Source organism: Leisingera sp. S132, from assembly GCF_025144465.1.
In the GTDB taxonomy this organism is placed as follows: Bacteria; Pseudomonadota; Alphaproteobacteria; order Rhodobacterales; family Rhodobacteraceae; genus Leisingera.
This window is the reverse complement of record NZ_CP083553.1, coordinates 1,508,945-1,528,431: the sequence shown is the minus strand read 5'-3', so window position 1 is coordinate 1,528,431 and position 19,487 is coordinate 1,508,945. Positions and strand designations below refer to the sequence as shown.

Here is a 19,487-nt window from a genome sequence, read left to right as displayed (position 1 = left end):
ACTGATACCGGATCCTCTGCCAGTAATTGCTCATGCCATTTGATTCAGATTTCCCAAGAGAGTTCCATACCGCACCGCTGGTGCGGCTGGCTCCGGACGGCGGCTGGCAAACCTGTCTGGCACACAGCCGCTGCGACCACCTGCTGATCTGGATCTCCCGCGGCCAGGGACGCCTTATGCTGAATGGCGAGCAGCGCGGCTTTGGGCTGCATAGCGTCATCTTCATTCCCGCAGGCACGCTGTGGTCCGCGGATTTCGGGCGCCAGTGCCTGGGCCAGGTGCTGACGATGTCGGGCCCCTTGCTGCCGCCTTTCCCCGAAGAGCCGATGCACAGGAGGTTCGCCAGCCTGCAGGAGCAGACCAGCCTGGCCGGCCACTTCGAGGCCATCAGCCGCGAACAGGCCGCACGCGAACCGCATTGGAACCGTGCCGTGCAGGCCCGCTGCGAGCTGGCCGCCGTTGCCCTTCGGCGCCAGCCTGGGGCAGCAGGCAAGCTGACCGCGGCACAGCGCCTCTGCCAGGCCTATTGCCAGCGCATTGCCGGCCTCCAGGCCGGACAGCTCAGCATGGCTGAACACGCGGCAGCCCTGAATGTGACGCCGACGCATCTGACCCGGGTCTGCAAGGCCGCAACCGGCAAGACCGCAGCCGCCCTGCTGACAGAGCGCCAGCTGCACGCCGCGCGGACTCTGCTGATCACCTCAGATCTGCCCATTCGCGACATCGCTGCCCGGCTGGGCTTTGGCAGTGCCGCCTATTTCACCCGCTTCATCTCGCAGCACACCGGCCAGCCTCCCAGCGAATTGCGCGCAAACGCCTGCAGAAGACTGCAATAGACTGATCCGCCAGCGGTTTCCCGGCACGCGTCCTTCGGGCCGCGAATTCACGCATCCGTTAGCCGCCACTACTGGGCAGTTTTGAACAGTATGCGGATGTATGCCGCTCCCAATAAGAAAACCGACGCCAGAAATGTCGTATTTTTACACGGAAACGACGAAACTGTGCATTGACGAAACGTCGTATCTCTGCCGGAATGCAGGCATGGGGAAACTTTAATCCAAAACTCGAACCATAATCGCCTGGCCAGCCGCCGGGCCAAAATCCGTTTCGCAAGAAAATGACCGAACGGTACGACAGGGAGACCTAAATGACCAAAGACACCATCAACGGAGCCCCGATCCATTGGGCCGCCAAGATGCACGCCAAGGAAGTGCTGGACGGCAAGCTGGACCGCCGGGAGTTCCTGACCCGCGCCACTTCGCTGGGCGTCACCGCAGCAGCGGCCTATGGCATGATCGGCCTGGCTGCTCCCGTGAAAGCCGCAGAAGAGAAGCAGCAAGGCGGCACCCTGCGTGTGCAGACCGAAGTCCGCCCGCTGAAGGACCCGCGCACCTTTGACTGGTCGCAGATGGCCAACAAGACCCGCGGCACCATCGAATACCTGGTTGAATACAACAACGACGGCTCCTTCACCGGCATGCTGCTGGAAAGCTGGGAAATCAACGAAGACGCCACCGTCTACACGCTGAACGTCCGCAAAGGCGTGAAGTGGAACAACGGTGACGACTTCACCGCCGAAGATGTTGCCCGCAATATCGCCGGCTGGTGCGACAAGGGCCTGGAAGGCAACTCGATGGCCGGCCGTTTCGCAACCCTGGTCGACGGCGACACCGGCCAGGCGGTTGAAGGCAGCATTGAGGTTGTGGACAGCCACACCGTCAAGCTGAACCTGCCGGCCTCCGACATTTCGCTGATTGCAGGCATGGCCGACTACCCGGCGGCCATCGTGCACTCTTCCTTCCAGACCAACGACTTCACCCAGAACGTCGGCACCGGCCCGTTCCTGCTGACAGAGCTGGAAGTCGGCGTGCGCTCGGTTCTGGAACGCAACGACGACCACACCTGGTGGGGCGAGGCGATTTACGGCAAGCCGGCGCTGGACCGCATCGAATACGTGGATTTCGGCACTGATCCGTCGTCCTGGCTGGCGGCTCTGGAATCTGACGAAGTGGACATGCTCTATGAGTCGGTTGGTGAATTCATCGACGTGATGGATGGCCTCGGCTACAAGAAGTCCGAAGTTGTGACCATGTCCTCGATCGTGATCCGCACCAACCAGCTGGCGGAAATCGACGGCAAGAAACCCTATGCAGACAAGCGCGTCCGCAAGGCGATCCAGATGGCCGTCGACAACTCTGTCTGCCTGGAACTGGGTTATGGAGGCCGCGGCGAGCCTGCAGAAAACCACCACGTTGGCCCGATCCATCCGGAATATGCCGAACTGCCGCCGCAGAAGGTTGACCCCGCCGGCGCCAAGGCGCTGATGGAAGAAGCCGGCATGATGGACTTCGAGCATGAAATCCTGTCGATTGACGATGACTGGCGCCGGAACACCACCGACGCGGTGGCGGCACAGCTGCGCGACGCTGGCTTCAAGGTGAAGCGGACTGTTCTGCCCGGCTCGACCTTCTGGAATGACTGGGCCAAGTACCCGTTCTCCTCGACCAACTGGAACCACCGCCCGCTGGGCGTGCAGATCTGGGCGCTGGCTTATAAGTCGGGCGAAGCCTGGAACGAGTTCGGCTGGTCCAACCCTGAGTTCGACGCCCTGCTGGAGCAGGCCCTTTCGATTGCCGACGCTGACAAGCGCCGTGAAATCTCGGCCAAGGGCCAGGCCCTGATCCAGGAAGAAGGCGTGACCATCCAGCCCTACTGGCGTTCGCTGTACCGCCACATGCGCGAGGGTGTTGTCGGTGCCGACATGCACGTCTCCTTCGAACACCACCACTACAAGTGGGGCTGGGCAGCCTAAGCCCCGCCAGTTCCTGACACTTGCACCGCCCCTAATCGGGGCGGTGCTTTCCAGCTAAAAAGATAAGAGACCCGCCCTTTGAGCCGGGTCCGATCCGCCAGACTGACAGGGGACCCAAATGGGACTTTTCATTCTCCGCCGTTCGGGCGTGATGCTGCTGACGGCCCTGTGCCTGACGTTCATCGTGTTCTTCCTCACGAACCTCTACCCCAACCTCGAAAAACTCGCCAAAACCCAGGGCAACTTCCGCATGACGGATGAAGCCGTGGCCAGCTGGCTGGACAAGAACGGCCACAGCGGCTGGATGATCAGCCGCTACGGCGAATGGCTGGGCGTGCTGCCCGGCTGGACCCGCGAGAGCGAAGACGGCATCACTGGCCGCTGCATCACCGGTGAGGTCAGTGCAGAGGAGGCTGCAAATGCGCCGACCTTCTGCGGCATCCTGCAAGGGGACTGGGGATATTCCAGCGTTTTCAAAAAGGATGTGGCCAGCATCATCACCGAGCGCCTGCTGAACACGCTGCGCCTGATGGGCTGGGTGCTGCTGCTGATGGTTCCCTCTGCCTTGATCATCGGTGTTCTGGCCGGGATGCGCGAGGGCTCGGCAACCGACCGCGGCCTGTCGACGGTCTCCATTCTGACCACGGCAACCCCCGAATATGTCTCTGGCGTTATCTTCATCGCCGTCTTCACATCGTCCACTGTCGGCCTGAAGTGGTTCAAGGGAACCGCAACTGCGGCAACCGACAACCCGACGTTCGAAAACTTCTTCCTGCCGGTGCTGACCATTGCGCTCTACGGGATGGGCTACATCGCCCGCATGACCCGCGCCTCGATGACCGAGGTAATGACCGCGCAATACATCCGCACCGCCCGCCTCAAGGGCGTGAGCTTCCACAACATCGTCATCAAACACGCGCTGAGGAACGCGCTGATCGCGCCTTTCACCGTGATCATGCTGCAGTTCCCCTGGCTGCTGAATGGTGTGGTGATCGTGGAAACCCTGTTCAACTACAAAGGCTTCGGCTTCATCCTGGTGCAAGCTGCCGGCAACAACGACATCGACCTGCTGCTGGCTGTGTCCGTGGTGTCCGTGTTCGTTGTTCTGATTACCCAGATGATCTCCGACATTGGCTACGTGTACCTCAACCCGCGTATCCGGATCTCCTAAGGAAGGCAGCAAAGCATGGAACCTCTTAGCGCACTCGATATCACCGCGCGGATCCTCTACCAGCTGTCGCCGGTCTGGATTTCGCTTCTCATTCTCTTTGCCCTCTCTGCGGCCTTCAAGCGCCGCCTCGGGCTCTATGGCAAACTGTTCGACAGCCCCATCGGCATGATCGGCTTTGCCCTGGTCATGTTCTGGGTCTTCACCGGCATCTACGGCGCGATGGACATGATCGTGACGCATGACCCGCTGTCTCAAGTCTCCGGCATGAAGAACAAGGTGCCCGGCACCCCGGTCCGCGGCCTCGGCGAGGAAGAATACCAATGGTACCTTCTGGGCGGCGACAACCTGGCCCGCGACGTCTTCAGCCGCTTGATCAAAGGAGCTTGGGTGGTTGTGCAGATCGCCCCGCTGGCCACTTTGTTCGCCTTTATGGTCGGCATTACGCTGGGCCTGCCTGCCGGCTACTACGGCGGCCGGCTGGACACCATCCTGTCGTTCCTGGCGAACCTGATCCTGGCCTTCCCGGTGATCCTGCTGTTCTACCTGCTGGTCACGCCCGAGATCGTGGCAACCGGCGTTCCGAACTATATGGCGATTGTCCTGTTCATGTTCCCCATCGTCTTCATCGGCGTGCTGCTGAACTCGCGCTATTACACCCGGCCCAAGCTGCGTAACCCGCTGATGGCCGGTGTTCTTGGCATTGCGATCTGGCTCTATCTGCAGCTCGTCTCCAACGGCGGCTACTTGATCAACACCAGCACCGGCTTCAAGATCCCGGGACTGCCGAAAGTGCTGGATTTCTTCGACATCCCCGGCGGTATCCTGGTGGTGTTCGTCTCGGTGGTCTTCGTCAACTCGCCCACCGTGTTCCGCATCGTGCGCGGCCTGACGCTGGACATCAAAACCCGCGACTATGTGGCGGCTGCCCAGACGCGCGGCGAAGGGCCCTGGTACATCATGCTGTGGGAAATCCTGCCCAACGCCCGCGGGCCGCTGATCGTCGATTTCTGCCTCCGCATCGGCTACACCACCATCCTGCTTGGCACCCTCGGCTTCTTTGGCCTCGGCCTGCCGCCGGAAAGCCCGGACTGGGGTTCAACCATCAATGACGGGCGCAAGCTCTTGTCGATCTACCTGCACCCGGCGCTGCCGCCTGCCTTCGCGCTGCTGACGCTGGTTCTGGGCCTCAACCTGCTGGCCGACGGCCTGCGCGAGGAAAGCCTGAGGGATTGATCCAAACCGGCGGGACCGGGGGCCAGCCCCCGGACCCCCGGGATACTTGAGGCCAGATGAAAGGGATCCTGTCTCTTCCAGCCTCAACAGGGAGAAAAGAATATGAACAAACTGGCAGACTACGACGGCCCGATCCTCGAGATTAACAAGCTGTCGATCTCCTTCTTCACCCGGTTGCGCGAAATTCCTGCAGTGATGGATTTCTCGGTCACCGTTCAGCCCGGCGAGGCCGTGGGCCTTGTGGGCGAGTCCGGCTGCGGTAAATCCACCGTGGCGCTTGGCGTCATGCAGGATCTGGGCAAGAACGGCCGTGTCGTCGGCGGCACCATCAAGTTCAAGGGCCGCGATCTGGCGGAGATGAGCGCCGAAGAACTCCGCGACATCCGCGGCAATGAGATCGCGATGATCTATCAGGAGCCGATGGCCAGCCTCAATCCGGCGATGAAGATCGGCAAGCAGCTGATGGAAGTGCCGATGATCCACGAGGGCGTCAGCGAAAAGGAAGCCTATCAGCGCGCGCTGGAAGTGGTGACCGACGTGCGCCTGCCCGACCCGGAGCGGATGCTGAATTCCTTCCCGCACCAGCTGTCGGGCGGCCAGCAGCAGCGGATCGTGATTGCAATGGCGCTGATGTCGAAACCGTCGCTGCTGATTCTGGACGAGCCGACAACCGCGCTGGACGTGACGGTGGAGGCCGCAGTGGTCGAACTGGTCAAGGACCTGGGCAAGAAATACGGCACCTCGATGCTGTTCATCTCCCACAACCTCGGCCTGGTGCTGGAAACCTGCGACCGCTTGTGCGTGATGTACTCTGGCGAGGCAGTGGAGCGCGGCTCGATCCACGATGTGTTCGACGAAATGCAGCATCCCTATACCCAGGCGCTGTTCCGCTCGATCCCGCTGCCCGGCGCCGACAAGAACTCGCGTCCGCTGGTGGCCATTCCGGGCAACTTCCCGCTGCCCCACGAACGGCCAAACGGCTGCAACTTCGGCCCGCGCTGCGATTACTTCGAGGAGGGCCGCTGCGATCAGGACATGGTCATCCCGATGTCGCCGGTGCACGGCAATGACCGGCACGAAACCCGCTGCCTGAAGTTCCAGGAAATCGACTGGAATGCACCTCTGACGCTTGCCGACCAGAAGGAAAAGACCGCGCCCGGCAAGGTCATCCTCAAGATCGATAACCTCAAGAAATACTATGAGGTATCTGCCAATGCCCTGTTCGGCGGCGGCGATAAGAAGGTGGTGAAAGCCAACGAAACCCTCAGCTTCGAGGCCCGCGAATCCGAAACCCTCGCCATTGTCGGCGAGTCCGGCTGCGGCAAATCCACCTTCGCCAAGGTGCTGATGGGACTGGAAACCGCCACCGAGGGCCAGATCCTGCTCGACAACCGCAACATCGAGCAGATCCCGATCGAGGAGCGTGACACCAAGACCGTCTCCGACGTGCAGATGGTGTTCCAGAACCCCTTCGATACTCTGAACCCCTCGATGACCGTGGGCCGTCAGATCATGCGGGCATTGGAAATCTTCGGCATCGGCGATTCAGAGGCCGAACGGCGCAAGCGCATGCTGGAGCTTCTGGACCTGGTGAAACTGCCCCGCGCCTTTGCCGACCGGATGCCGCGGCAGCTGTCAGGCGGCCAGAAGCAGCGTGTGGGCATCGCCCGCGCCTTTGCCGGCGGCGCCCGCATCGTGGTGGCGGATGAGCCGGTCTCTGCGCTCGACGTGTCGGTGCAGGCTGCGGTCACCGACCTCCTGATGGAGATTCAGCGCAACGAGAAGACGACGCTGCTGTTCATCTCCCACGACCTCAGCATCGTGCGCTACCTCTCCGACCGGGTGATGGTGATGTACCTCGGCCATGTGGTGGAACTTGGCGACACCGACCAGGTGTTTGCACCGCCCTACCACCCCTACACCGAGGCGCTGCTGAGCGCGGTGCCGATTGCTGATACCTCCGTGGAGAAAGAGCACATCGTTCTGGAAGGCGACATTCCCTCGGCGATGAACCCGCCGCCGGGCTGCCCGTTCCAGACCCGCTGCCGCTGGAAATCCGAAGTGCCGGGCGGGCTGTGCGAGAAGGAGGTCCCGCCGGTGCGCACATTGGACGGCGGCCACCAGATCAAATGCCACCTCAGCGACGACGTGCTGGAGCGCATGAAGCCGGTGATCAAGGTCGCAGCCGAGTAAGGCGCCAGAACAGCGCGCAAAAGAAAAGCCGGGGTGCTGACACCCCGGCGTTTTCATGCGCACATCATCACAGCAGTGCCCCCACTCCCGCGGGGGGCGGTCTCAGCTCAGCAGCAGCACCGAAATCATCAGAAGGTTGATCGAGGCAAATTGCATCAGCCGCGGCGCCTTGCTGCCCTTGGCTGCCGCCACCAAGGCAGCCGCCACTGAAACCGCAAGACCGGCCAGAGCCAGGCCGCTGCCTGCCAGTCCCGCCAGGCCGCTGTCCGGTCCCCACGGCGAGTCCGCAACCGTCATGCCCTTCAGCCCGACGCCGATCAGAATGCCCGTGACCGCGCCTGCCAGGCTGAGCATCGCGCTGCGCGGCTGAACCGGCAGACGGCTGGCCAGAACGCTGTCGATCATATGCCGGGTCGGCACCGCGCTCGGCTGCCAGTCGATGCGTTCAAGGCGTTCGTCAAAGCTGTTGATATACAAGGCATTCCCTCCAGAACCTGCGTGCAGATTCACGAAAAATTAAGGCAAATGCTTGACACTCCGGCGGAGTTAACGCGGCATTAAGGAAAGTTATCCACAGGTTAACGCCTGCGCCGCCTTGGGATCAGGACCCTAGCTGCCCCAGATCTTCCGCACGTAGTTCTGGGTTTCCTTGTAGGGCGGCACCCCGCCGTATTTCTTCACCGCATCCGGACCGGCGTTATAGGCCGCAAGCGCCAGCCGCCAGGAGCCGAACTTGCGGAACTGGCGCGCCAGATAGCGGGCACCGCCCTCCAGGTTCTGCTGCGGCACGGCCGGATTCACCCCCAGCGCCCGCGCGGTGGCCGGCATCAGCTGGGCCAGACCCAGCGCGCCCTTGTGCGACTTGGCATTGGGGTTCCAGTTGCTCTCCTGCTGAACCAGGCGCAGGAACAGATCCTCCGGCACGCCGTGCTGGCGTGCCGCGCTGCGCGCCATCTCCAGATACTGGCCGCGGTACTTGCCGCTGTAAGGCAGCGTGCCGCCGGAGGACGGGATGCTGAAGGTCTTGGGCTGAAGCCGGACAGAGTTCTTGTACTGGGCCGCGGCCCGTCCATCCAGCACCCTCGTGTGGGCCGCAAACAGATCCCGCCGGTTCTTGGTGCTGAACATATCGGCAGCCGCAGGCTGCCCTGCTCCAACCATGGCAATAACCAAACCCGCAACGGCTTTGCGCATATCCGCTGTCCCGACACTGTCCCTGTTTGCGCAAATATAACCAATGCGGAGCAAATTTAAAGCAACACAGGCGCAAGAACCTGTGTGCGGCGTCGAAACAAGCGCAAAACCATCCCCAGAGAGCTGCTTTCCTCACCCTGCCGGGGTCTATAGTGTGCTGGCAAAACAGCCCGGACGGATTCGCACCGGTCCGGTCAATGACAGGATATTCAGGAAATAAAGGACGGAACCCTATGGCCGGCTCACTCAACAAAGTCATGCTCATCGGCAACCTGGGCCGCGACCCGGAGGTGCGCAGCTTCCAGAACGGCGGCAAGGTCTGCAACCTGCGCATTGCCACCTCGGAAACCTGGAAGGACCGCAACACCGGCGAGCGCCGCGAGAAGACTGAATGGCACTCCGTCGCTGTCTTCAGCGAAGGCCTGGTCCGCGTCTGCGAGCAGTATCTGCGCAAGGGCTCCAAGGTCTACATCGAAGGCCAGCTGCAGACCCGCAAGTGGCAGGACCAGAGCGGCCAGGACCGTTACTCGACCGAAATCGTGCTGCAGGGCTTCGGCTCCACCCTGACCATGCTGGATGGCCGCGGCGAAGGCGGTGGCGGCGGCGGCCAGGGCGGCGGCGGTTACGGCGGCGGCAGCCAGGGCGGCGGCTACGGCGGCGGTTATGACAGCGGACCGCAGGGCGGCGGTGGCGGCGGCAGCTTTGGCGGCGGCGCGTCCCACAACATCGACGACGACGAAATCCCGTTCTGATCCCGTCCGGGCGAATCAAGAAACACTGACCGCTGTCAGACATCACCCTCCGGCCCTTTGGTCCGGGGGGTTTTTTGCTGCTTGCACTGGTTTTCTGATGGCATTGCGGGCGGGAGACACCGCCTGCGGGCCATGGTCTCTCCATCTGCCTTTCAGTCTCAGCGCTGGCCGCACTTCCTATTGATACATCTGAAATTCAGGTTTTCTTTTCAATCGGGTAACCCGCTGTCCCCCAATGCAGACAGCCTTTCCCGGCGGCCAGAAGGCGCCCGCCATTTTGCGATAAAATTACGGTCTGCTGGCCGGCAGCTAGGTGAAAATTAAGACATATCCTGAATGCTGAATGGAAATAACGGGAAACGGTTCATCAAGGATTCGGAATATGGGTATGCGCTTTTTGCAGCATCTCTCGATCAGAACCAAGATCGGGATACTTCTGGCAGCACCGCTGCTTCTCAGCCTTTGGTTCATCGGGCAAACCCTGCTCGACCTGCAGCGCAAGGCCCAGGCCGACACGGTCCTCGCCGGGGAGGTGCTGGAACATATGAGCAGCCTTGTCCACAATCTGCAGCTGGAACGCGGGCTGAGCGCAAACTATCTCGAAAGCGCCGCGGGCACGCCGCCGGAAAAGCTGGTCAAGGTGCGCCAGGAAAATGACGCCAAGATGGCTGCCTATCTCGAGGAGATCAGCCACATCGACCTTGCGTCCATACCGGCCGAGTCCGCAGATTCCATCACCTTTGCCAGGTCGGAACTGGCCCGCAAGAAGGACATCCGCCAGAAGATAGACACCCACTCTTTGAAGCTGAAGGATCTGATTTCTTATTACACGGAACTGAACGCGGCCCTCATCCAGACCGGTCTGGCACTGGCCAACGGCATCGACGATCCCCGGATCTCGCAGGAGGCCGTGGCCCTGTCCTTCTTCATGCGTGCGATCGACGCCGCGGGCCTGGAACGTGCAGCCGGCGCCGTGGGGTTCAAGCATGGCTGGAAACCGAAAGACCGCGAAACCTTCGTTGCCTATCATGAACTGTTCAAGGAGCGCCTGAGCACCTTCATGAACTTCGCAACCGCAGAGGACCGGAAAGCCGTTCAGGGCTTGTTCGGCAGCCCCGAAATGAAAACCTTCGAGGACCTGCGCAAGGGTATTCTGCACGGCGACAACGGCGCGGACGTCACTGCGGAAAGCTGGTTCGCAGCTGCAACCAAGGCCATCGAGGTTCTGCAAAAGAAGGAAGTGCTGCTGATCGAGCATTTGGAGCGCGACATGGCTGCCTTTGATGCGCACAGCAAGCTGCTGCTGACAGAGATGGCCATTTTTGCCGCTGTCATGCTGGGGCTGGTGCTTCTGCTTGGCCTGTCGATTGCCCGCAACATCACCGGGGGTCTGGCGGTTCTGAACGTGGCGCTGAAGAAACTCGGCTCCGGCGAGACCGAGGTCGAGGTTCCCGGCGCAACCCGCCGCGACGAAATCGGCACGGTGGCACGCAATGTCGTCGATCTGCGCACCGTCACCCAGCGCAAGCAGGAAGAGCGCGTGCAGGAGGAGAAAGAACGCCGGGAGGAGATCCTCACCGTGGCCCGCACCATCGGCAAATCACTGATGGACCTCCAGCAGAAACGCCTGGACAAGCCGATCCAGGAGTTCTTTCCGGATGAATTCAAATCGATCCGGATGGACTTCAACGATTCGCTGACAGCGCTGAGCACGGCCATCTCCGTGATTGCCGAACTCACCAGCAGCGTCGATGAAAGCACCAAGTCGATTGCCGAGGCCTCCATGGACCTCGCCCACCGCACCGAGGCGGAATCGGCGACGCTTGAAAAAACGACCCATGCCATGGGGGAGCTGACCAGCAACGTGCAGCGCTCCGCCGAAAACGCCGGCCGCGCCGAGCAGCTGGCCGACAGCGCACAGCACGGGGTCAAATCCTGCGACGAGGTGGTCAAGAACACCATCACCGCAATGGACAAGCTGCAGGAATCCTCGCAGGAGATTTCCCAGATCACCAAGGTGATCCAGGACATCGCCTTCCAAACCAACCTGCTGGCGCTGAACGCCGGGGTTGAGGCCGCCCGCGCAGGCGAAGCAGGCCGCGGCTTTGCGGTTGTCGCCTCCGAGGTGCGGATGCTGGCACAGCGCTGTGCCGACGCGGTGCAGCAGATCGACGAACTGACCGCCCGCAGCTCCGAACAGGTCAAAAACGGTGCGGCGCTGGTGGATCAGGCCGGCCAGGCCATGGCCACCGTGAATGACCAGGTCGGCGAGATTTCCTCGCTGGTGGTCGAGATTGCCGGCAACATGAAGGAACAGTCGGCCCAGATGAGCGATGTCAACACCGCTGTCGGTGAGCTGGAGATGATGGCCCAGCAGAACGCCGCCATGGCCGAACAGACCACCGCGGCGACCACCTCACTGTCTGAACAGGCACAGGAGCTGCGGGAGCAGGTGTCTCAATTCACCATCGGCGCGGCCGCCTCAGCCCTGCCGGCGCCAGCGGCGCATCCGCCGCTCAGCATCGACTTTGATGCAGAGGATGACGGCTGGGACCAGGACCTGAACAGCAGCAACGCAGCCTGAGCCGGCCGCTGGCACAGCAAACAAAAAGGGCAGCCCCGGGGCTGCCCTTTGACTGTCCGCGGGTGCCCGCCCGGTTCAGGCGCCCGCGCTGCGCAGCACGTCCAGCACCGCGCCCGGCGGCACATCGCCGGTGACAAAGGCCTCGCCGATGCCGCGCGCCAGGATGAAACGCAGCTGGCCGGCAACCACTTTCTTGTCCTGGCCCATCAGATCCAGCAGCGCCTCTGCCCCGGGCAAATCGCCCGGAATGTCGGCCAGATCTGTCTTCATGCCCATCGCCTTCAGATGCGCGCGCACCCGGCTGGGATCTTCCTGCGAACACAGGCCCAGCTTGGACGACAGCTCAAACGCCAGCGCGCAGCCGATCGCCACGCCCTCGCCATGCAGCAGCCGGTCCGAGTACCCCGTGGCCGCCTCCAGCGCGTGGCAGAAGGTATGACCCAGGTTGAGCAGCGCCCGGTCGCCCTGCTCTGTTTCGTCGCGCACCACGATGTCGGCCTTCATCTGCACCGAGCGCGCCACCGCCTCGACCCGCGCCGCCACATCGCCTGCAGCCAGCGCCGGGCCGTTCTGTTCCAGCCAGGCAAAGAACTCCGCATCGCCCAGCAATCCGTATTTCACCACTTCGCCATAGCCGGACAGGAAATCCCGCGCGGTCAGGGTTTCCAGCACCGAGGTATCCGCCAGCACCAGCGACGGCTGGTGAAAGGCGCCGATCAGGTTCTTGCCCTGAGGCGCGTTGATGCCGGTCTTGCCGCCCACCGAACTGTCGACCTGCGCCAGGAGCGAGGTCGGGATCTGCACGAACCGCACGCCCCGGCGCAGCACCGCAGCGGCAAAGCCCGCCAGGTCGCCAATGACGCCGCCGCCAAAGGCCACAACCACGTCGCCGCGCTCCACCTTCTGATCCAGCAGCCATTCCACCGAGCGGGTGAACTGCGGCCAGCCCTTGGTCGCCTCGCCCGGCGGCAGCGCCAGCGCGTTCATCTCCACGCCCGCAGCGGCCAGCCCGGCACGCAGGGCGTCCAGGTGCTTCTCCGCCACGGTCTCATCCGTCAGCACCGCCACCTGCGGGCGGCTCAAGAACGGCTTGATCCGCTCCCCGGCCTGCGCCAGCAGGCCCGGGCCGATCACAACATCATAGGCGCGCTCGCCCAGGGGCACATGAACCGTGCGCTCCATCAGTTCCACTCCAATACATCGGGGCGTGCCTTCAAGGCGTCCAGCACGCGGTCCACCATGGTTTCAATCGAGGCCTGCCCGTCCGAGACCACCGACACATCCGCCTTGGCATAAAGCGGCACCCGCTGATGATACAGGTTGCTGAGTGTCGCACGCGGGTCGGCCGTGCGCAGCAACGGCCGGGTGTCGCGGTGGCGCACCCGGTTCCACAGCACCTCGAGGTCGGCATTCAGCCAGACCGAGACGCCCTTGGCGGTGATCACCTGCCGGTTCTCCTCTGCCAGGAATGCCCCGCCGCCGGTCGACAGCACGCCGCGCTCTTCTTCCAGCAGGCGCGCGATCACCTGGCGCTCCTTCTGGCGGAAGAAAGGCTCGCCGTCGCGGGCGAAAATCTCCGGAATGGTCATGTTGGCGGCGGCTTCGATCTCATGGTCGCTGTCCAGAAACGGCGCGTTCAGCCGGGCCGCCAGCGCTCGGCCCACGGCGGTCTTGCCGGCCCCCATCATGCCCACCATCACGATGGTCTTCTTCAGTTTCCCAGGCACCGGCGCTGCTGCCTTCTGGCCGCTGATTTGCTCTTTTTCGCTCATTCTTCAGTGAATGACGTGATCTTGCCGAAAAGGGAATATATAACTTGGGCAAAAGAGCAGGAAACAGGCATTGGATGCGCTATGGGGCGATTGATTAAGTATTTGGTCTACTTGCTGGTTCTGGCTGCAATCGGGCTGGTGGGCTACGCCTATGTCGGCCCCTGGTTCGGCGCCGATTTCAGCGCGCCCAGCAGCGAAGTGCGCAAACCGGTGGTGCTGAATGCGGATTAAGGCGGCTGCCGCCGGGGTGATGCTGGCAGGCAGCGCGCTTGCCAATGAACCGCTGGCGGCAATTGACTGGCTCAACCAGCCGGCGCCCCGTGTCGGGCTGCCCGGCACCGTGCTGCTGGAGCCGCCCGTCGCGGGCACTGCCGCTTTGCCGCAAATATCGGTGACGCCGCTGGAGACATTGCTGCCTCCGGTCGGGCTGGTGCCTGCTGCCGCAACCGGCCTGCCTGCCGATCTCTGGCGCGGCAGTTCCGCCGATGACATCACCCATCTGATCGAAACCGTGCCGGTGCGCGGCAGCCCGGCGATGCAGGCGCTGCTGTTCACCCTGCTGCTGTCGGAAACCCGCCCGCCCGCCGCCACTGGCGACCGGATCCTGCTGGCCCGGCTCGACCGGCTGCTGGCGCTGGGGGCCACCGACCCGTCGCAGGCGCTGGTGGAGCACGCAGGCCCGGCGGACAGCAAGGAGCGCTTTGCCCGCTGGTTCGACGCCACCCTGCTGACTGGCAGCGAGGATGCCTCCTGCGCGGCCCTCACCGCGTCACCGCATCTGTCGGACAGCTACGCCGTGCGGATATTCTGCGCAGCCCGGCGCAGCGACTGGCCGACCGCGGCGCTGATGCTGGAAACGGCCCACGCGCTGGAGCTGCTGCCCAGGGAGCAGATGGATCTGCTCGACAGGTTCCTGAATCCGGACCTGTTCGAACTGGCCCCGCCGCTGCGCCGCCCGGCGCATCCTGACCCGCTGACCTTCCGGCTGTTTGAAACCATTGGCGAGAGCATGCCCACCGCCCCGCTGCCGCCGGCCTTTGCCGCCGCCGACCTGCGCGACATTGCCGGCTGGAAGGCGCAGCTGGAAGCCGCAGAGCGGCTGGCCCGCGCCGGCGCGCTCAACCCGAACCAGTACCTGGGCCTGTTCAGCGCCCGCAAACCCGCCGCCTCCGGCGGCATCTGGGACCGGGTCTCGGCGGTGCAGAAACTTGAGGACGACCTGGGGTCCGGCAGTCCTGACACGATTGCCAGATCCCTGCCCCGCGCCTGGCAGGCCATGCAGGAAGCCGGCACCGAAACCGTCTTTGCGGATCTCTTTGCCGAGCCGCTGGCGCGCGCAGAGCTGACAGGACCGGCGGCTCAGCTCGCCTGGCGCATCCGCCTGCTGTCGCCAGCCTACGAAACCGCCGCCCATGACGCACAGGCCTCCGGCGCGGCCGGTCATTTCCTGGCCGCACTCGCCCAAGGCCGCCCCGGCGATGCCGCCGCACCGTCACCGCTGGCAGAAGCCATTTCGCTGGGGTTTGCCGCGGAGGCCGCCGCGCCGCCCGCCATCCGCCGGCTGCTGGACAACGGCCAGCTGGGCGAGGCGATCCTGCGCAGCATGGTTTTGTTTGCCCAGGGCGCCGACGGCAACCTTGGCGATCTCACCGCCGCCCTCGCCGCCTTCCGCGCCGTCGGGCTGGAGGACACCGCCCGCCGCGCCGCCCTTCAGCTGATGCTGCTGGAGCACGGCTGACATGGCAGCCCCGCGCGACAATTTCCAGTGGATCTCCACCTTCCTGGATGCCCAGGCGGCGGAAACCGGCGCCTCGCAGAACACGCTCCTGGCCTATGGCCGCGACCTCAAGGATCTGACCGCCTGGCTGGAGCACCGCAAGCTTGGTTTCCTGACCGCCACTCAGGACAATATCGAGGCCTATCTGATCAACTGCGACGCGCAAGGTTTGGCCCGCTCCACCCGGGCCCGGCGGCTGTCGGCGGTCAAGCAGATCTACCGTTTCGCGTTTGAGGAAGGCTGGCGCGAGGACAATCCCGCGATCCAGATCCGCGGCCCCGGACGGGAAAAGCGGCTGCCGAAGACCCTTGAAGTGATCGAGGTCGACCGCCTGCTGGACGCCGCCCGCCAGACCGGCCGGACAGAGGCCGACCGGCTGCGCAACACCTGCCTGATGGAGCTGCTCTATGCCACCGGCATGCGGGTCACGGAACTGGTCTCGCTGCCGGTGTCCGCCGCCCGCGGCGACCCGCGGATGCTGCTGATCCTGGGCAAGGGCGGCAAGGAACGCATGGTGCCGCTGTCGCCGCCCGCCCGCGAGGCTCTGGCGCAGTGGCTGCTGGTGCGCGACGGCGTTGAAGCAGAGCGCGAAGCCAAGGGGCACCCGGCCTCGCGTTTCCTGTTCCCGTCCCGCGGCAAATCCGGCCACCTGACCCGCCACCGGTTCTACCTCTTGATCAAGGAACTGGCGGTGACCGGCGGCATATCCCCGGACAAGGTGACGCCGCACACCCTGCGCCATGCCTTTGCCACCCACCTGTTGGCAAACGGCGCCGATCTGCGCGCAATCCAGGCGCTCCTGGGCCATGCCGACATCGCCACCACAGAGATCTACACCCATGTGCTGGATGCGCGGCTGCAGGAACTGGTGCTCGAACATCACCCGCTGGCCCGCCGCGATTAACCGCGACGCTTGAAGCGGCGGGGCTAAGACCCCATAAATACTGCGAACAATCAACAGACCGGACACCTGCCCTCTCATGGACACCGCCTCCACCGTTCTCGACAGCGCCTTCTGGACCACTGCCGGGGCCATCGTGCTGCTCCTCGTCTTTTCCGGCTTCTTCTCGGGCTCGGAAACCGCACTGACCGCCGCGTCGCGCGGCAAGCTGCGCGCCCAGGCCGACAAGGGCTCCCGCGGGGCTCAGCGCGCGCTGTTCATTACCGAAGACAATGAGCGCCTGATCGGTTCGGTTCTGCTGGGCAACAACGTTGTCAACATCCTCGCAGCGTCGCTCGCCACCGCATTGTTCACCAGGATCTTCGGTGAAGGCGGTGTGGCGATGGCAACGCTGGTGATGACCCTGCTGGTGCTCGTCTTTGCCGAGGTCCTGCCCAAGACATACGCGATTTCCAACGCCGAAAAGGCCGCCTCGGCAGTGTCGGCACCGATCAGCATCCTCGTCATGATCCTGTCGCCGATCGTGGGCGCGGTGCGGCTGTTCGTGCGCGGCGTGCTGCGGGTCTTTGGCGTGCAGATCGACCCGGACAGCCACATCATGGCGGTGCGCGAGGAAATCGCGGGCGCCCTGCAGCTGGGCCATTCCGAAGGTGTGGTCGAAAAGGAAGACCGCGACCGCATCCTGGGCGCGCTCGACCTTTCCGACCGCTTTGTCGAGGAGATCATGCTGCACCGCTCCCACATCGAAATGGTCGATGCGGACGCAGAACCTGAAACCATCCTGGAGCAATGCCTGCACAGCCAGCACACCCGCCTGCCGGTGTTTCGCGGCGAACAGGAGAACATCATCGGTGTGGTTCACGCCAAGGACCTGTTCCGCGCGATGTACGAACAGGCCGGCGGCGCGGGCGGAGATTCCGGCCGGCTGAAGTCCTTTGACATCGCGGAAGTGGCCAAGGCCCCCTACTTCGTGCCCGAAACCACCACCCTGGACGAACAGATGCGGCAGTTCCTGCGCATGCGTTCGCATTTTGCACTGGTGGTGGATGAATACGGCGCCCTGCAAGGCCTGATCACGCTGGAGGATATCCTGGAAGAGATCGTCGGCGAGATCACCGACGAATTCGACCCCGCGGAGGAAAGCGTCGCCAGAAAGACCGCCGACGGCTCCTATCTCGTCGAAGGCGCCACCACCATCCGCGACCTGAACCGGGCCACCGACTGGAGCCTGCCGGATGACGAGGCCAACACCGTTGCGGGCCTGGTGATCCACGAGGCGCAGATGATCCCGGTCAAGGGCCAGGTGTTCTCCTTCCACGGCTTCCGCTTTGAGGTCACGGCGCGCGAAGGCAACCGCGTGACCGAGCTGAAAATCCGGCCGCTCTCTTGACAGGAGGGCGGCGGTGACCCGTGCGGCAATACTGGCCTGGGGCTGGTTCGACAGCATCGTGCTGGAGCTGTTCCGGCAGCTGCGCTGGTCCTTCCTGCCGCCACTGCTGATCTACTTCGCCTATGGCGCGCAGGGCATCAGCACCGTCGCCGCCTCGTTCTACGTCAAGGAATACCTCGACCTCTCCGCTGCCTTTCTGGCCGGTCTGGCATTCTGGGTCGGGCTGCCCTGGGCGCTGAAGATGCCGCTGGGCCATCTGGTCGACCTGATCTGGCGCTGGAAATACCTGCTGATCCTCGCGGGCGCCGTGCTGATGGCTGCCAGCTATGGCATTCTGGCCGCCATCGTGCTGCAGCCGGACATGATGAGCGCGCTGATGCCGCTGGGCGCCTGGTACGTCACCGCGGCCCTGCTGGCGCCCTGCGGCTTCGTGCTGCAGGACGTGGTGGCGGATGCCATGTCGGTAGAGGCCGTGCCGCATGCGGATGCGGACGGCAATCCCCTGCCAGAAGCAGAGACCAAATCCCTGCACACCACCATGCAGACCTTCGGCCGCATCGCGCTGATCGGCGGCTCCAGCGCCGCCGCCGCGCTGAATGTCGCGCTGTTTGACGGCGCCGATACCCTGCCCCAAGCCGACAAGGGCGCGCTTTACGGCTTTGTCTTCACCCTCGCCCTGCTGATCCCGGTGATTTCCCTGTCCGGCGTGGCGCTGGCGATCTGGCAGAAATGGCGCAAGACCACCGTGCTGCGCCGCGCAGGCTTGGACGAAACCGAAATCCGCAGCCGCATCGACCTCCCGCGAGAGCCGGTCACCCCGAACCACTGGTACTTCATCGGCGGCGGCGCCTTTGTGGCGCTGTCGCTGGCCGTGGGCCTCGGTGATGTGCCCTACTCGCAGGAAATCGTCTTCGCCGGATCCATGGCCATCGTCCTGTTCCTGATGCGCCAGCTTGTCGCGGTGCTGCCCACCGATCACGCCCGCGCCCTCATTGGCACCGCCATCATCATCTTCGTCTACCGCGCCACCCCCTTGCGCGGCCCCGGTGCCACCTGGTTTGAGATCGACGTGCTGGGGTTCGACCAGCAGTTCCTTTCGGTTCTCTCGCTCATCACCTCACTGCTGACGCTGGCCGGGATGCTGATCTTCCGCCCGCTGATGGCCAGCCGCCCGATTGCCTGGATCGTCGCCTTCCTGGCGATCACCGAAGCCGTCCTCAGCCTGCCCAACATCGCGCTCTACTACGGTGCCCACCACTGGACCGCCGCAATGACCGGCGGCATTGTCGACGCCCGCTTCATTGCCATCGTCGACACTGCAGTGGAATCGCCGCTGGGCCAGGTTGCGATGATCCCGATGCTCGCCTGGATCGCCCGCAACGCCCCCTCAGGGCTCAAGGCCACCTTCTTTGCGGTCATGGCCTCCTTCACCAACCTGGCGCTCTCGGCCTCCAGCCTCGGCACCAAGTACCTGAACGAGATCTTCGTGGTGACCCGTGAAGTCACAGATTCGGCAGGTGCCGTCACCACAGCCGCCGACTATTCCCAGCTCGGCATGCTGCTGATCACCGTTGGCGTCATTCTCCTGGCCGCCCCGCTGACGGCAATTTTCCTCATCCAGAACAGCCGCTTCCGCACCTCTGAGTAACGCCGAAGCCCTCCTGCAGCCCATAAGCGGCACACTATGCCGTTTTTCTTCTGGACTACT

General features: G+C 63.6%; 16 protein-coding genes. 12 read left to right on the top strand and 4 right to left on the bottom strand.

Going from position 1 to position 19,487, the window contains the following annotated elements; translation table 11 throughout:
* The first annotated feature begins 32 nt into the window (after positions 1 to 32).
* The 5 genes from K3725_RS07485 to K3725_RS07465 all read left to right on the top strand — a co-directional run bounded on the left by K3725_RS07485 (position 33) and on the right by K3725_RS07465 (position 7,409).
* Entirely contained in the window at positions 33 to 836 is an 804-nt protein-coding gene (locus K3725_RS07485) for an AraC family transcriptional regulator (RefSeq protein WP_260018170.1), read from the top strand.
* 311 nt (positions 837 to 1,147) lie between these two features.
* Positions 1,148 to 2,812 carry an ABC transporter substrate-binding protein gene (locus K3725_RS07480; protein WP_260018169.1) on the top strand — a complete coding sequence of 555 codons (1,665 nt, stop codon included), beginning with the start codon at positions 1,148 to 1,150 and terminating at the stop codon, positions 2,810 to 2,812.
* A 118-nt stretch (positions 2,813 to 2,930) separates the two neighbouring features.
* Positions 2,931 to 3,983, top strand: a complete 1,053-nt coding sequence (locus K3725_RS07475) for an ABC transporter permease (RefSeq protein ID WP_260018168.1) — start codon at positions 2,931 to 2,933, stop codon at positions 3,981 to 3,983.
* A gap of 15 nt (positions 3,984 to 3,998) precedes the next feature.
* Entirely contained in the window at positions 3,999 to 5,216 is a 1,218-nt protein-coding gene (locus K3725_RS07470) for an ABC transporter permease (protein ID WP_260018167.1), read from the top strand.
* 102 nt (positions 5,217 to 5,318) lie between these two features.
* Complete coding sequence (locus tag K3725_RS07465) at positions 5,319 to 7,409, top strand: ABC transporter ATP-binding protein (protein ID WP_260018166.1); 2,091 nt, start codon at positions 5,319 to 5,321, stop codon at positions 7,407 to 7,409.
* A 102-nt stretch (positions 7,410 to 7,511) separates the two neighbouring features.
* On the opposite strand, the gene K3725_RS07460 is transcribed toward K3725_RS07465, so the two are convergent.
* Together K3725_RS07460 and K3725_RS07455 are read right to left on the bottom strand one after the other, a co-directional pair.
* A complete protein-coding gene (locus K3725_RS07460) occupies positions 7,512 to 7,886 on the bottom strand; it encodes a hypothetical protein (RefSeq protein WP_260018165.1) in 375 nt (124 codons plus the stop codon).
* Between the two features lie 132 nt (positions 7,887 to 8,018).
* Positions 8,019 to 8,603, bottom strand: a complete 585-nt coding sequence (locus tag K3725_RS07455; protein WP_260018164.1) for a lytic transglycosylase domain-containing protein — start codon at positions 8,601 to 8,603, stop codon at positions 8,019 to 8,021.
* A gap of 233 nt (positions 8,604 to 8,836) precedes the next feature.
* On the opposite strand from K3725_RS07455, the gene ssb reads away from it, so the two are divergent.
* Complete coding sequence (ssb, locus tag K3725_RS07450; protein WP_260018163.1) at positions 8,837 to 9,355, top strand: single-stranded DNA-binding protein; 519 nt, start codon at positions 8,837 to 8,839, stop codon at positions 9,353 to 9,355.
* A gap of 382 nt (positions 9,356 to 9,737) precedes the next feature.
* A complete protein-coding gene (locus tag K3725_RS07445; RefSeq protein ID WP_260018162.1) occupies positions 9,738 to 11,939 on the top strand; it encodes a methyl-accepting chemotaxis protein in 2,202 nt (733 codons plus the stop codon).
* Between the two features lie 75 nt (positions 11,940 to 12,014).
* On the opposite strand, the gene aroB is transcribed toward K3725_RS07445, so the two are convergent.
* Together aroB and K3725_RS07435 are read right to left on the bottom strand one after the other, a co-directional pair.
* Entirely contained in the window at positions 12,015 to 13,121 is a 1,107-nt protein-coding gene (gene aroB, locus K3725_RS07440) for a 3-dehydroquinate synthase (RefSeq protein WP_260018161.1), read from the bottom strand.
* Positions 13,121 to 13,711, bottom strand: coding sequence for a shikimate kinase (locus K3725_RS07435; protein ID WP_222475460.1), 591 nt, complete (start codon positions 13,709 to 13,711; stop codon positions 13,121 to 13,123). Before K3725_RS07435 ends, aroB begins: the two co-directional genes overlap by 1 nt.
* Positions 13,712 to 13,792: 81 nt before the next feature.
* On the opposite strand from K3725_RS07435, the gene K3725_RS07430 reads away from it, so the two are divergent.
* The 5 genes from K3725_RS07430 (at position 13,793) to K3725_RS07410 (ending at position 19,427) form a co-directional block, all read left to right on the top strand.
* On the top strand, positions 13,793 to 13,942 hold the full coding sequence (locus K3725_RS07430) for a hypothetical protein (protein WP_175392908.1): 150 nt from the start codon (positions 13,793 to 13,795) through the stop codon (positions 13,940 to 13,942).
* Positions 13,932 to 15,449 (top strand): hypothetical protein, encoded by a 1,518-nt coding sequence (locus K3725_RS07425; RefSeq protein WP_260018160.1) that lies wholly within the window; start codon positions 13,932 to 13,934, stop codon positions 15,447 to 15,449. Before K3725_RS07430 ends, K3725_RS07425 begins: the two co-directional genes overlap by 11 nt.
* A gap of 1 nt (position 15,450) precedes the next feature.
* Complete coding sequence (locus tag K3725_RS07420; protein WP_260018159.1) at positions 15,451 to 16,392, top strand: site-specific tyrosine recombinase XerD; 942 nt, start codon at positions 15,451 to 15,453, stop codon at positions 16,390 to 16,392.
* 76 nt (positions 16,393 to 16,468) lie between these two features.
* Positions 16,469 to 17,779: an HlyC/CorC family transporter gene (locus K3725_RS07415; RefSeq protein ID WP_260018158.1), complete on the top strand. Its 1,311-nt coding sequence runs from the start codon at positions 16,469 to 16,471 to the stop codon at positions 17,777 to 17,779.
* Positions 17,780 to 17,792: 13 nt separating this feature from the next.
* The gene (locus tag K3725_RS07410) at positions 17,793 to 19,427 is read left to right on the top strand and encodes a hypothetical protein (protein ID WP_260018157.1); all 1,635 of its coding nucleotides are present in this window, start codon (positions 17,793 to 17,795) and stop codon (positions 19,425 to 19,427) included.
* Positions 19,428 to 19,487 lie beyond the last annotated feature (60 nt).